Raw genomic sequence first — 13736 nt, forward strand, 5'->3', positions numbered from 1 at the left:
CCACGGCTTGTCATCGGTACGCGCGGCTTACGAAGCGGAACTGAAAACGCGGGGTTACGCCAGTGACCCCGCGCAGTTGCGCGCCGTCGAGGCGCTGGAGCACTGCGCCACCGAGTGGGCCGAGTACAAGGTCAGGCGCTCCAACGCGATCAAGAAGCTGCTCAACCATCCGGACATCCCCAAGGGGGTGTACCTGTACGGCGGGGTGGGGCGGGGCAAGAGCTTTCTGATGGACTGCTTCTTCAACGCCGTGCCGTTGGTGCGCAAGACGCGCCTGCACTTCCACGAGTTCATGCGCGAGGTGCACCGCGAACTGGCCGATCTGCAGGGCACGGTCAACCCGCTGGACGCGCTGGCCGAACGCATGGCCGACAAGTACAAGCTGATCTGCTTCGACGAGTTCCACGTGGCGGACATCACCGACGCCATGATCCTGCACCGCCTGCTGGCGGCCTTGTCCAGGAACGGCGTGGGCCTGGTGGCGACCTCCAATTTCAAGCCCGACGACCTGTATCCCAACGGCTTGCACCGCGATCGCATCCTGCCGGCCATCGCCTTGCTGAACCAGACGATGGAGCTGGTCAATGTCGACAACGGCACGGACTACCGCCGCCGCACCATGGAACAGGTGCAGCTCTACCACACGCCGCTGGGCCCGGAGGCCGACGCGGCCATGTCGCAGGCCTTCGACCGCCTGGCCGAGGCGCACGACGAAGACCCGGTGCTGCACATCGAGGCGCGCCAGATCCATGCCCGGCGCAAGGCCGGTGGTGTGGTCTGGTTCGACTTCAGGATCCTCTGTGGCGGTCCGCGCTCGCAGAACGACTATCTGGAAATCGCCACCCAGTTCCACACCGTTTTCCTGAGCGACGTGCCGCACATGCCGGTGCGCATGGCCTCCGAGGCACGGCGTTTCACCTGGCTGGTGGACGTGCTGTACGACCGCCGTGTCAAGCTCATCCTGTCGGCCGCCGTGCCGCCGGAGCAGCTCTACACCGAGGGGCCCCTGGTGCACGAATTTCCGCGTACAGTGTCACGACTCAATGAAATGCAGTCACGCGAGTTCCTCGAGTCGGAACGTCGTGTGGTCGACACCCGCCTGACATGAAACGTTTTCTGATCCTGCTGGCCGGCCTGGGCACCCTGGTGCTGGCCGCAGCGCAGCAGTCGGCCTCCTACGACCCGCAGGCCGCGGAGCGCGAGCGCGTCCGCATCGAGGCCGAACGCCGCCAGGCGCTGGAGCGTTATGGCCAGGAAGAGGCCGACTGTTACCAGCGCTTTGCCGTGAACGACTGCCTGAGCGAGATGCGCAAGCGCCGCCGTGTCGCGCTGGAAGAGTTGCGCCGCCAGGAAATCATCCTCAGCGACGAACGCCGTGCCGCGCTCGCCGCCGAAAAGATCCGCCGCACCGACGCGCAGGCCGCCGAGCGCGCCAGCGCGCTGGCTCAGGAGCAGCGCGAAGCGGCGCAGAAGGCAGACCAGGAGCGTCAGCAGCGTGCACGCCAGAGACAGGCGACGCAGACCGCGCCAGGGCCCGCTGTGGCCGCCTCGGCGCCGGCCCGGCCGGCCTCGGCGGCCGCCAGCGCCGCCGCCGCCGAAGCGGCCCAGCGCGCTGCATTGCAGCGGGCCTACGAGGAACGGCAGCGGCAGGCCGAGGAGCGCCGCAAGGAGCGCGAGCGAGCCCAGTCCGGGAAGGTGCCGGGCACCAGCCGGCCGTTGCCGGTGCCGCCCTGAGAGACCGTGAACAGGCCCTAAGGCTCAGCGTCGGTCGTTCAGTGGTTCGAGCTTGACGATCACCAGCGACAGGTTGTCGCCGCCGCCGCTGGCGCGTGTGCGGGCCTTCTCGATCAGGAACTCGGAGGCTTCGCGCGCCGAGAGGCTGGAGAGCACCGAGCCCAGTTCGTCGTTGTTGAAGTAGTGCCAGACGCCATCACTGCAGGCCATGAGCGTGTCGCCTGGACGCAGTTGCGGGATGAAGTGGGTCTCCTGGGGCGGGTCGCTCTCGGTGCCCAGGCAGCCCATCAGGATGTTGGACTGCGGGTGCACGGCAGCTTCCTCTTCGGTCAGCTCCCCGCGGTTGACCAGGGACTGCACATAGGAGTGGTCCAGCGTGCGGCGCACCATCTGGTTGGCGTGGAAGTGATAGATGCGCGAGTCGCCGGCATGGATCCAGTGGCAGTCCCCGCCCGGATTGATCAGGAAGGCGGCCAGGGTGCTGTGCGGTTCCTGCTCAGCGGAGATGGCGGTCAGCTTGATGACGATGTGCGCTTCCTGCACCATCTGGGACAGCATGGCGGAAGCGTCGTCGGTCTCGGGGGCGTAGCGCTCGAAGAGCTGCTGGGCGGTGAGCATGACCTGGTCGGAGGCCTTGCGCCCGCCGCTGCGCCCGCCCATGCCATCAGCCACCACAGCCAGCATGCAGCCGATGTGGCGCGGGTGGGTGAATACCGCCACCTGGTCCTGCTGGTATTCGCGATCGCCCTTGTGGATGCCGGTCGCTGCGGTGAGTCGGTAGCCTTTGCTCATGTTTTGTATCCGCTGTGTCCCCTGGATCCGGCCCGTGAAGGCTGGATGAAAGTCGTATTATCAAAGCATAAGCCATGGACGGGTAGACAAGTATTCCCGATTTGGCGGTTTTCCTACCGGGCCTGATTTTTGGATTCCAACCTGCATTCGCCGCAGCGCCGCCTGATCGAGCTGCGCATGGAGCACGCCGACCTCGACGCACTGATCGACCGCACGAGCCACGAAGTCGTGCTCGACGAGCTGATGATGCGCCGGCTGAAGAAGCGCCGGCTGGTCCTGCGCGACGAGATCGCCCGCCTCGAACACGAACTCACGCCCGATGAACCTGCATGATGCCGTGCGCGCGGCCTTTGCGCCCGAGGGCGTGCTGGCGCGCACCGTGGACGAATTCCACCCCCGCAGCGGGCAGACCGACATGGCGCTGGCCGTGGCCGAGGCCATCGAGCAGCGCAGCGTGCTGGTGGCCGAGGCCGGCACCGGCGTGGGCAAGACCTACGCCTACCTGGTGCCGGCCCTGCTCAGCGGCGAGCGCGTGCTGCTCTCCACCGCCACCAAGACCCTGCAGGACCAGCTTTACGGCCGCGACCTGCCGCGCCTGATCGAGGCGCTGGGCCTGCCGCTGCGCGCGGCCCTGCTCAAGGGGCGCGCGAGTTACCTCTGCCTGCACCGCATGGAACTGGCCCGGCAGGAGGGCGCGATGGCCGCGCCGCAGGCCGCTTTTGCCCTGGCCCGCGTGGAACGCTGGGCCCAGCAGACCCGCAGCGGCGACCTGTCCGAACTGCCGGGGCTGGACGAACGCTCACCGGTGATACCTCTGGTCACATCCACCCGCGACAACTGCCTGGGCAGCAACTGCCCGCGCTACCGCGAGTGCCACGTGAACCTGGCGCGGCGCGAGGCGCTGGCGGCCGACGTGGTGGTCATCAACCACCACCTCTTTTTCGCCGACCTGGCGGTGCGCGAATCGGGCATGGCCGAGCTGCTGCCCAGCGTGAGCACGGTGATCTTCGACGAGGCACACACGCTCAACGAGACGGGCGTGCAGTTCCTGGGCCGCCAGCTGTCGACTGCGCAGGTGCTGGACTTCTGCCGCGACCTGCTGGCCTGCGGGCTGCAGCAGGCGCGCGGCCTGGCCGACTGGCAGCAGCTGACCGCCGATGTGGAGCGCGCCGCGCGCGACCTGCGCCTGTGTGCCGGGCGGGCGCCGGCCGGCGGCAGTCGCCACGCCTGGGACGGCGCCGCACCCGAACACATTGCCGCCGACAGCTGGGTGCTGGCCCTGGGCGCGCTGCAGCGCGCCTGCGGAGAGGCGCGTGCCGCGCTGGAGCACATGGACGAGCTGGGGCCGGACTTTGCGCGCCTGGCCGAGCGTGCCCGCGCCCTGGCGGCGCTGGCGGATTTCTTCCTGGCCGAACGCGCGCCCGAGGCGGTGCGCTGGCTGGAGGTGTCGCAACAGCTGCGCCTGGTGGAGTCGCCGCTGGACATTGCCGATGCGGTGCAGACGCGTCTGCTGGCGCCGCGCGAGGGCGAGGTCTCCTCACGCAGCTGGATCTTCACCTCGGCCACGCTGGGCGACGATGAGCGCCTGAGCTGGTTCACCGAACCCTGCGGCCTGGGCGATGCGCGCGTGCTGCGCGTGGACAGCCCCTTCGACTACGCGCGCCAGGCCGCCGTCTACGTGCCGCGCCAGCTGTCCAAACCGAACGATCCACGGCACAGCGATGAGGTGGCGGCCCTGGTGGCGCGCCTGGCCCCGGTGCTGGGCGGGCGCACCCTGGTGCTGACGACGACCTTGCGCGCGCTGCGCAGCATCAGCGCCGGCCTGCCGCAGCTGCTGCCGCCGGACTGCGGGCTACAGGTGCTGAGCCAGGGGCAATTGCCCAAGCGCGAGCTGCTCGACCGTTTCCGAGAGGGCGTGTTGCCCGGCCAGCCCGGTTGCGTGCTGGTGGCGTCGGCCTCCTTCTGGGAGGGGGTGGACATCCCGGGCGAGGCGCTGCAGCTGGTGGTGATCGACAAGCTGCCTTTTCCGCCGCCGGGGGACCCGCTGGTACAGGCTCGCAGCCGCCGGCTTGAAGCGGCCGGGCGCAGCCCTTTCAACGACTACCACGTGCCCGAGGCGGCGGTGGCGCTCAAGCAGGGGGCGGGGCGGCTGATCCGGCGGGTTTCGGATCAGGGGGTGCTGGTGATCTGCGATACGCGCCTGGCCAGCATGGGCTACGGCCGCCGCCTGCTGGCCGCCTTGCCGCCGATGCGGCGCCTGGCCAATGAGGCCGAGCTCGATCAGCGCTTGCTGGATCTCACCACAGCTTCCACCACGGACCCTGTCTGACCGTGGTGGTGGGGGCTTCGCCGCCGCTGCCCCCGATGTAGCGGCTTTGCGGGTAGTTGGTTTGCAGCACACGGCGCGCGTCGTCGCGCAGTTGGGGCAGCTGCAGGGCGTCGTAGGACTGCACCAGGATGTGGAGGGCTTCTTCCAGCGCCGGCGCATCGCGGTAGTCGGCGATGGCCTGCTGGGCGCGGTTGATGGCTGCCAAATAGGCGCCGCGGCTGAAGTAATAACGTGCCACGTGCACTTCGTACTTGGCCAGCGAGTTGACGATGTGGGTCATGCGCGCGCGCGCATCGGGCGCGTAGCGCGAGTCGGGGAAACGCGTGACCAGTTCCTTGAAGGAGGCGAAGGACTCCTTGGCGGCCTGCTGGTCGCGCTCGGCCAGGTCCTGGCGCGTCAGCGAGGAGAACAGGCCCAGGTTCTCGTTGAAGTTGACCACACCCTTGAAGTAGAGCGCGTAGTCCAGGGCCGGGCTGGCCGGGTGCAGGCGAATGAAGCGGTCCAGCGTGGCGATGGCCTGGGCCGGCTCCTCGTTCTTGTAGTGGGCGTGGGCCTTTTCAAGCTGGGCCTGCTGCGCCAGCGGCGTGCCGGCGGCGCGGCCTTCGAGTTTTTCGAACAGTCCGATGGCCTTGGTGTACTGCAGGTTGTAGACCTCCTCGCGCGCTTCCGCGAGGATTTCTTCCGGTGTCATCTTGGCGGTCAGATCGACCGGTTTGGTGGAGCAGCCGGCCAGCAGCGCCGCGGCGGCCAGGAGCAGGGCGGAGACGACCGATAATTTGGCGCTGGGCATCAGAGGCTTACTCGTTGAAACATCAAGAACCAATTATATCGACCGACCCCGTCAGCGAGGACTTTGACGAGGCGGCCGAAGGGGCTTCCGAGGTCGAGCTGCGGCCCTGGACCATCGGGGTGGACCAGCACGGCCTGCGGCTGGACCGCGCCCTGAGCGCGCTGGTACCCGAGTTCTCGCGCAGCTACCTGCAGCAGCTGATCGAGGCGGGCGCCGTGACCCAGGGCGAGCTGACCCTGCGCAAGCCGGCGCACAAGGTGCGGGCCGGCGAGCAGGGTTCGATCGAATTGCGCCCCACGCCGCAGAGCCAGGCTTTCCTGCCCGAGGCCATGGCGCTGGACATCGTGCACGAGGACGAGCACCTGCTGGTGCTCAACAAACCCGCTGGCCTGGTGGTGCACCCGGCGCCGGGCAACTGGCGCGGCACCCTGCTCAACGGCCTGCTGGCGCACGACGCCAAGGCGGCGCAGCTGCCGCGTGCCGGCATCGTGCACCGCCTGGACAAGGACACCAGCGGCCTGATGGTGGTGGCGCGCACGCGCACCACCATGGATGCGCTGGTCAAGCTGATCGCAGCGCGCGAGGTCAGCCGCCAGTACCTGGCGCTGGCGCAGCAGCCCTGGAGCGGCCCGGTGCGGCGCGAGGTGGAGGCCGCCATCGGGCGCGACCCGCGCAACCGCCTGCGCATGGCCGTGGTGGACCTGTTGCGCCAGCCGGGCAAACCCGCGAAAACGACCTTCGAGCTGCTGTACAACGCCGCCCAGGGCTGCTGGCTGCGCTGCACCCTGCACACCGGGCGCACGCACCAGATCCGTGTGCATGCGGCTTCCATCGGTCATCCGCTGCTGGCCGACACCCTCTACGGCGGCGCGCCGGCCGCCGGCATGTCGCGCCAGGCCCTGCACGCCTGGCGCCTGGCCTTCACCCATCCCGTGAGCGGGCGCGAGCTGGTCTTCAAGGCCGCCCTGCCGCAGGACATGCGCGAGGCACTGGCCGACTGGGGTGTGGGCTACAATGCCCAGCAGGACGTTCTGTGAAGAACGTGCCCCGGCCCCGTGCGACATTCGGGTGCCCCTGGTCCGGGATCGTGATGATCCGCAGGCCGACTCTCCTACCGACCCCTCTCATCCTGCGTTGTGAAGACGCATAGCCCGGATTCGAAGAGACATGAATACGACGGAAGCCAAGCGTGTACTGGAAACAGCGCTGATCTGCGCCCAACAGCCGATGCAGGTGCGCGACATGCGCGTGCTGTTCGACGACAGCCTGGGCGTGGACACCCTCAAGCAACTGCTGGAAGAACTGCAGCTGGAATGGACCGGGCGCGGCGTCGAGCTGGTCTGTGTGGCCAGCGGCTGGCGCTTCCAGAGCCGCCCCGAGATGCGTGAGTACCTCGACCGCCTGCACCCCGAGAAACCGCCGCGTTATTCGCGTGCCACGCTGGAGACCCTGGCCATCATCGCCTACCGCCAGCCGGTCACGCGCGGCGACATGGAAGACATCCGCGGCGTCACCATCAGCTCGCTGATCATCAAGCAGCTCGAGGACCGCGGCTGGATCGAGGTCATCGGCCATCGCGAAGCGCCGGGCCGCCCGGGGCTGTACGCCACCACCAAACATTTTCTCGATGACCTGGGCCTGGCCTCGCTCGACCAGCTGCCCCTGATGGACAACCCGGCCCAGCCCTCGGGCCTGCTGGAAGTGCTGAACGAACTGCCTGCGCCCGCTGACGGCGACACGCACGAACTGCCGCTGGCCGAGCCCGCCGCCGATACCGGCAGCGACGAACCTTTTGCCTTGACCGGAAATCAGCCATGACCGAACAGACGCCTGGCGTGACGCCGCCCGAGCCCGACAGCGACACGCACGCTCCTGCACCGGTCCAGCCGACCGGGACGGTCGAACCCGGTGAGGAAACCGCCCCTGCGGTTACCGAGGCTGAAGACCGGGCCACCAGGCCGGCGCCAGCGCGCAAGTCGCCCCCCACGCCGCCCGTCGTCGATGCGGGCCAGCGTTTCGCTGCCGTGATTTCCGGTGAGTTCGATGCCGACGAGGAGGCGCCCGAGGTCGAAGTGTCGACCAAGCGCGTGCTGGCCCCGCAAGCCGAGACACCCAAGCTGCACAAGGTGCTGGCCCAGGCCGGCATGGGTTCGCGCCTGGAGATGGAGCAGCTCATCATGGAAGGGCGCATCTCGGTCAACAACGAGCCGGCCCACATCGGCCAGCGCATCCAGTTCGGCGACCAGATCAAGGTCAACGGCAAGCCCATCCGGGTGCGCATCGATCCGCCGCCGCCGCGTGTCATCGCTTATCACAAGCCGGTCGGCGAAGTCGTCACGCACGACGATCCGCAGAACCGTCCCACCGTGTTTCGCAAGCTGCCCAAGCTGCACCAGGGCAAGTGGCAGTCGGTCGGCCGCCTGGACCTGAACACCGAAGGGCTGCTGCTGTTCACCAGCTCCGGTGACCTGGCCAACAACCTCATGCACCCGCGTTTCGGCCTGGAGCGCGAGTACGCGGTGCGCGTGCTGGGTGCCCTGAGCAAGGAAGAGAAGCAGCGGCTGCTGGACGGTGTGCAGCTGGACGATGGCACGGCCCATTTCGGCACGATCGAAGAGGGCGGTGGCGAGGGCTCCAACTGCTGGTACCGCGTCACGATTTCCGAGGGGCGCAACCGCGAGGTGCGCCGCATGCTGGAGGCGGTGGGTCATGCCGTCAGCCGCCTGATCCGTATCCGCTACGGCGCCATGGTGCTGCCGCGCGGCTTGAAGCGTGGCGCCTGGATGGAATTGGACGAAGCCGACATCCGTGGCCTGATGCGCGCGGCCGAGCGTCGCCCGGGCGGCGGTGCCGAAGGCGCCACGGGCGAGGGCGGCGAACGTCCCCCAGCCCAGGGCAAACCCGGCGGCGGGCGCAACCGGCGGCGTGGCGGCGGTGCGCAAGGGCCGGGACCGCGTGGCTCCGGCGGCCCCATGGGTGACAAGTCTGGCGGCCCGCGCAAGGGCGGTGGCGGTCAGGGCCAGCAGCAGGGGCGAAACAAGGACCGCAATCCGCGCCAGGGCGGCGGCGGGGATGGCCAGCCCGACCCGATGAAAACCTCCTTCGGCTACATCGGTGCCGACAGCTTCACGCGCCAGCGCCAGGAGCCGCGTCGAGGCGGCGGTGGGGGTGGCAATGGCGGCGGTGGTGGCAACGGCGGGGCGCGCCGCGGTGGTCGCGGGGGCGGACGCTGAAAGCGTCCGGCCGGGGCGGATCGCCCCGGCACCCTAAGTGTCACTGACACCGGTTAAAATACAGGGCTTTGCCCATGGTGGGGCAGAAACCCATTTCATAAACAGACTCAGGAACTCACATGGCTATCCAGCGCACCTTCTCCATCATCAAGCCCGACGCCGTTGCCAAGAACGTCATCGGCCAGATCTACGCCCGCTTCGAAGGCGCCGGCCTGAAGGTCATCGCCGCCCGCATGGCCCACCTGTCGCGTGCTGACGCCGAGGCTTTCTACGCCGTGCACAAGGCCCGCCCCTTCTTCAAGGACCTGGTCGACTTCATGATCTCCGGCCCGGTGATGCTCCAGGTGCTCGAAGGCGAGAACGCCATCCAGAAGAACCGTGACCTGATGGGCGCCACCGATCCCAAGAAGGCCGACAAGGGCACCATCCGCGCCGACTTCGCCGACAGCATCGACGCCAACGCCGTGCACGGCTCCGACGCCCCCGAAACTGCCGCCGTGGAGATCGCCTTCTTCTTCGCCGGCATGAACATCCACAGCCGCTGAAAGGCGGATGTAACGATGCAATGACGGCCAACCTGCTCGACTTCGACCTCGACGGTTTGGCCGCCTTTTGCGAGCGGCTGGGTGAAAAGCGCTTTCGCGCCACCCAGCTGTTCCGCTGGATCCACCAGAAAGGTGCTTCCAGCTTTGACCAGATGAGCGATCTGGCCAAGTCCCTGCGCGAGAAGCTCGCCACCACGGCGCGCATCCAGGGCCTGGAAGTCATCTCCCAGCAGATCTCCGCCGACGGCACCATCAAGTGGCTGTTCGATGTCGGTGACGGCAATGCCGTCGAATCCGTATTCATTCCCGAGGACGACCGTGGCACGCTGTGCGTCTCCTCGCAGGCCGGTTGCGCCGTGGGCTGCCGTTTCTGCTCCACCGGCCACCAGGGTTTCAGCCGCAACCTGAGCACCGGCGAGATCGTCGCCCAGCTCTGGTTTGCCGAGTTTTTCCTGCGCCAGCACCTCAAGCGCTCCGACCGTGTCATCACCAATGTGGTGATGATGGGCATGGGCGAGCCGCTGCAGAACTACAACGAACTGATCCCGGCGCTGCGTGTGATGCTGGACGACCACGGCTACGGCCTGTCGCGCCGCCGCCTGACGGTTTCCACCTCGGGCGTGGTGCCCATGATGGATCGCCTGGCCCAGGACTGCCCGGTGGCGCTGGCCGTCTCGCTGCACGCGCCCAACGACGAATTGCGCGACAACCTGGTGCCGCTGAACCGCAAGTACCCCATCGCCGAGCTGATGGACGCCTGCAACCGCTACCTGGCGCATGCGCCGCGCGACTTCATCACCTTCGAGTACTGCATGCTCGATGGCGTGAACGACCTGCCCGAGCATGCCCGCCAGCTGGTCGAGCTGGTGCGCCGGCACGCCACTGGCGGGGGCTGGGGCAAGTTCAACCTGATCCCCTTCAATCCCTTCCCGGCTTCGGGTCTGAAACGCTCACCTAACGAGCGCGTGCAGGCCTTCGCCAAAATCCTGTTGGATGCTGGTATCGTCACGACTGTGCGCAAGACGCGCGGTGACGATATCGACGCCGCCTGCGGCCAGCTGGCCGGCGATGTCAAGGATCGCACCGGGGTGGAGGAGCGCATGGCGCGCCAGCGCAAGCTGCTGCAACCCATGCAGACCCTGCAGAGTCAATCCAAGGAGGTTTGAGGCATGAATGTGACTGATGTGATGCGCGACCATGGCCATGGCCGTCGGTGGTTGCTGGCCGCCTGTCTGGCGCTGGTGGCCCTGACGGGGCTGTCCGGCTGTGCCAGCGGCGCTCCCGGCAGCGGCGAGGACATCGTCACCGATTCCGACGAACCGGCGATCCGCAAACGCGCCCGTACCCGCCTGCAACTGGCCAGCGGCTACTTCGAGCAGGGCCAGACCACCGTGGCGCTCGACGAGGTCAAGCAGGCCCTCACCATCGACCCCGACTTTCCGGATGCCTACAACCTGCGCGGCCTGATCTACCTGCGCCTCAACGACATGCGAATGGCCGAAGAGAGCTTCCGCCGCGCCCTGGCCATCAGCCCGAACAGCGCCGACGTGCTGCACAACTACGGCTGGATGCTGTGCCAGCAGGGCAAATACACCGAGTCCGTGCAGGCCTTCACCCAGGCCCTGGCCAACCCCACCTACGGGGGCCGCGCCAAGACCTGGCTGGCCAAGGGGGTGTGCCAGATCAAGGCGGGTCGGCCGCTCGATGCCGAGCAGAGCCTGGTCAAGTCCTACGAGCTCGACGCCGGCAATCCGGTGACCGGCTACAACCTGGCCACGGTGCTTTACCAGCGCGGTGACGCTGCGCGCGCGCAGTTCTACATCCGGCGCATCAACAACAGCGAACTGGCCAATGCCGAGACGCTCTGGCTAGGCATCAAGGTCGAGCAGCGCATGGGCAACCGTGTGGCGCGCGACCAGCTGGTGACCCAGCTGCGCAGCCGTTATCCGAGATCGCGTGAACTGGGTTCTTTTGAGCGGGGAGCATTCAATGAGTGATGAGGTCGTCGGCAGCAGCGCGCCGGTAGCAGACACGCCGGCGGTCGAGCCGGTCGCAGCGGTACCACAGGCCACGGCCGGCCAACTGCTGCGCCAGGCGCGCGAGGCCGCGGGCATTGACCTGTCGCCTCTGGCGATGGCGCTGAAAGTGTCGGTCAAGAAACTGGAGGCACTGGAGGCCGATCGCCTCGACCTCTTGCCCGATGCGGTGTTCGTGCGGGCTCTGGCATCCAGTGTGTGCCGCGCGCTCAAGATCGACGCGGCCCCCGTGCTGGCTCAATTGCCGCAATCCAAGGTGCCCCGCCTGGACTACGACGAGCCTGGCCTGAACACGCCTTTCCACACGCCGGGGGATGTGGCCAAGACGCCCTTCCTCGACCGCCTCTCGCGTCCCATGGTGCTGGCCGCGTTGGCCGTGCTGCTGGGCGCCCTGGTCCTGATCTTCTTCCCGTCGACCGAGCAGCGTGCCGAGATTGGTGCCATCGTGACCCGTGCCCCTGGGCCGGCAAGCGAGCAAGCGGAGCCGGCACCTGAGCCCGTGGCTGCTGCTGCGCCAGCTCAGGCCCCGGCCCCGGCCCCGGCCCCGGCCAGAGCGGTGGTGCCGGTGCGTGAGGTCAGCCCGGCTCCGGTGGCCCCGCCTGCCGTGCCGCCGGTCAAGGCGACCAAAGTCGCCGAGGCTGCCGCCCCCGCGGCACGCGCCGAGACGCCGGTGCTGGCCCCCGCGCCGGTCGCCGCCGTCACGCCGGAGCTGAGCGCCGTGCGCAAGAAGCTGGCGAGTTCCGGTGTCGTGATCTTCAAGACCAGCGGCCCCTCCTGGATCGAGGTGACCGACGGCAAGGGCGCCATCCAGCTCAGCCGCCTGGTGGAGCCGGGCGAGCCGGTCGGTGCCTCCGGCCCGCTGCCGCTGAACGTGACCATCGGCCGCGCCGACGTCACCGAGGTGCAGGTGCGTGGCAAGCCTTTTCCGCTCGCTGACGTCACCCGCGGTGGTGTGGCCCGATTCGAGGTGAAGTAGTGCAGAACGTGGGCCCGATCGATCAGGCCGCGCCGCGCGCGCGGCGTTCGCGCCAGGCCCGGGTGGCCTGGGGCGACAACGTCGTCACCGTGGGCGGCGACGCGCCGGTGCGTGTGCAGTCCATGACCAACACCGACACGGTGGATGTCATCGGCACCGCCATCCAGGTCAAGGAACTGGCCCAGGCCGGCTCCGAGCTGGTGCGCATCACGGTCAACACGCCCGAGGCCGCGCAGGCCGTGCCGCACATCCGCGAGCAGCTCGACCGCATGGGCATCGCCGTGCCGCTGATTGGCGATTTCCATTACAACGGCCACACCCTGCTGAGCCAGTACCCGGCCTGTGCCGAGACCCTGTCCAAGTACCGCATCAACCCCGGCAACGTGGGCAAGGGCGACAAACGCGACCGCCAGTTCGGCCAGATGATCGAGGCTGCGCTCAAGTGGAACAAACCCGTGCGCATCGGCGTGAACTGGGGCAGCCTGGACCAGGAGTTGCTGGCCGGACTGATGGACGAGAACAGCCGCCGCGCCCAACCCTGGGACGCCAAGGCCGTGATGTACGAGGCGCTGATCACCTCGGCCATCGACTCTGCGCGTTTTGCCCAGGAGCTGGGCATGCCGGCCGAGCAGATCCTGCTCTCCTGCAAGGTCAGCGGCGTGCAAGACCTGATTTCCGTCTACCGTGAGCTGGCCAAACGCTGCGACTACCCGCTGCACCTGGGCCTGACCGAGGCCGGCATGGGCACCAAGGGCACGGTGGCCTCGGCCACCGCCCTGTCCATCCTGCTGCAGGAGGGCATAGGCGACACCATCCGTGTGTCGCTCACCCCGCAGCCGGGTGAATCGCGCACGCAGGAGGTGGTGATCGCCTCCGAGATCCTGCAGGCCCTGGGCCTGCGCATCTTCGTGCCCAGTGTCACGGCCTGCCCGGGTTGCGGGCGCACCACCAGCACCACCTTCCAGGAACTGGCCAAGCAGATCGACGACTTCCTGCGTTTGCAGATGCCGGTGTGGCGCAAGCAGTACCCGGGCGTGGAAGCGCTCAAGGTGGCCGTCATGGGCTGCATCGTCAATGGGCCGGGCGAGAGCAAACATGCCGACATCGGCATCAGCCTGCCGGGCACGGGCGAGGCGCCGGCAGCGCCGGTGTTCATCGACGGCGAGAAGCGCCTGACCTTGCGCGGCGAGGGCATTGCCCAGGAATTCCAGAAGATCGTCGAAACCTATATCGAGAACCGTTTCGGCGCGCATCAGAAGACCGTCGCCGAGACGGTCTGAACCACACGAAGAGTAAAGAGA

14 protein-coding genes are annotated in these 13736 nt (G+C 68.0%); 12 read left to right on the top strand and 2 right to left on the bottom strand.

Features of this window, described 5'->3' with window-relative positions:
• Positions 1-7: 7 nt before the first annotated feature.
• On the top strand, positions 8-1108 hold the full coding sequence (zapE, locus tag AO057_RS11015) for a cell division protein ZapE (RefSeq protein WP_057675837.1): 1101 nt from the start codon (positions 8-10) through the stop codon (positions 1106-1108).
• A complete protein-coding gene (locus AO057_RS11020) occupies positions 1105-1734 on the top strand; it encodes a hypothetical protein (RefSeq protein WP_057675839.1) in 630 nt (209 codons plus the stop codon). The genes zapE and AO057_RS11020 overlap by 4 nt, the downstream gene beginning before the upstream one ends.
• A gap of 24 nt (positions 1735-1758) precedes the next feature.
• Here the strand turns inward: AO057_RS11020 and AO057_RS11025 are convergent, their stop codons facing one another.
• Entirely contained in the window at positions 1759-2526 is a 768-nt protein-coding gene (locus AO057_RS11025) for a PP2C family protein-serine/threonine phosphatase (RefSeq protein ID WP_057675841.1), read from the bottom strand.
• A gap of 129 nt (positions 2527-2655) precedes the next feature.
• On the opposite strand from AO057_RS11025, the gene AO057_RS11030 reads away from it, so the two are divergent.
• Complete coding sequence (locus AO057_RS11030) at positions 2656-2859, top strand: YdcH family protein (protein WP_057675843.1); 204 nt, start codon at positions 2656-2658, stop codon at positions 2857-2859.
• Entirely contained in the window at positions 2846-4855 is a 2010-nt protein-coding gene (locus AO057_RS11035) for an ATP-dependent DNA helicase (protein WP_057675845.1), read from the top strand. The genes AO057_RS11030 and AO057_RS11035 overlap by 14 nt, the downstream gene beginning before the upstream one ends.
• Here AO057_RS11035 and AO057_RS11040 read toward each other — a convergent pair.
• The gene (locus AO057_RS11040) at positions 4824-5645 is read right to left on the bottom strand and encodes an outer membrane protein assembly factor BamD (RefSeq protein WP_057675847.1); all 822 of its coding nucleotides are present in this window, start codon (positions 5643-5645) and stop codon (positions 4824-4826) included. The genes AO057_RS11035 and AO057_RS11040 overlap by 32 nt on opposite strands.
• A 14-nt stretch (positions 5646-5659) precedes the next feature.
• Here AO057_RS11040 and AO057_RS11045 point away from each other — a divergent pair, with 14 nt between their 5' ends.
• The 8 genes from AO057_RS11045 to ispG all read left to right on the top strand — a co-directional run bounded on the left by AO057_RS11045 (position 5660) and on the right by ispG (position 13715).
• The gene (locus AO057_RS11045; RefSeq protein ID WP_082605519.1) at positions 5660-6682 is read left to right on the top strand and encodes an RluA family pseudouridine synthase; all 1023 of its coding nucleotides are present in this window, start codon (positions 5660-5662) and stop codon (positions 6680-6682) included.
• Positions 6683-6812: 130 nt separating this feature from the next.
• A complete protein-coding gene (gene scpB / locus AO057_RS11050) occupies positions 6813-7463 on the top strand; it encodes an SMC-Scp complex subunit ScpB (protein WP_057675850.1) in 651 nt (216 codons plus the stop codon).
• The gene (locus AO057_RS11055) at positions 7460-8878 is read left to right on the top strand and encodes a pseudouridine synthase (protein WP_082605520.1); all 1419 of its coding nucleotides are present in this window, start codon (positions 7460-7462) and stop codon (positions 8876-8878) included. Before scpB ends, AO057_RS11055 begins: the two co-directional genes overlap by 4 nt.
• A 119-nt stretch (positions 8879-8997) precedes the next feature.
• Positions 8998-9423 (top strand): nucleoside-diphosphate kinase, encoded by a 426-nt coding sequence (gene ndk, locus AO057_RS11060; protein ID WP_057675852.1) that lies wholly within the window; start codon positions 8998-9000, stop codon positions 9421-9423.
• Between the two features lie 20 nt (positions 9424-9443).
• Complete coding sequence (gene rlmN / locus AO057_RS11065) at positions 9444-10589, top strand: dual-specificity RNA methyltransferase RlmN (RefSeq protein ID WP_057675854.1); 1146 nt, start codon at positions 9444-9446, stop codon at positions 10587-10589.
• Between the two features lie 3 nt (positions 10590-10592).
• Positions 10593-11420 carry a type IV pilus biogenesis/stability protein PilW gene (gene pilW, locus AO057_RS11070; protein ID WP_240480771.1) on the top strand — a complete coding sequence of 276 codons (828 nt, stop codon included), beginning with the start codon at positions 10593-10595 and terminating at the stop codon, positions 11418-11420.
• Entirely contained in the window at positions 11413-12435 is a 1023-nt protein-coding gene (locus AO057_RS11075) for a helix-turn-helix domain-containing protein (RefSeq protein ID WP_057675856.1), read from the top strand. Before pilW ends, AO057_RS11075 begins: the two co-directional genes overlap by 8 nt.
• An 8-nt stretch (positions 12436-12443) precedes the next feature.
• Complete coding sequence (gene ispG, locus AO057_RS11080; protein WP_371258274.1) at positions 12444-13715, top strand: flavodoxin-dependent (E)-4-hydroxy-3-methylbut-2-enyl-diphosphate synthase; 1272 nt, start codon at positions 12444-12446, stop codon at positions 13713-13715.
• Positions 13716-13736 lie beyond the last annotated feature (21 nt).

Source organism: Curvibacter sp. PAE-UM (genome assembly GCF_001432305.1).
GTDB lineage: Bacteria > Pseudomonadota > Gammaproteobacteria > Burkholderiales > Burkholderiaceae_C > Hylemonella.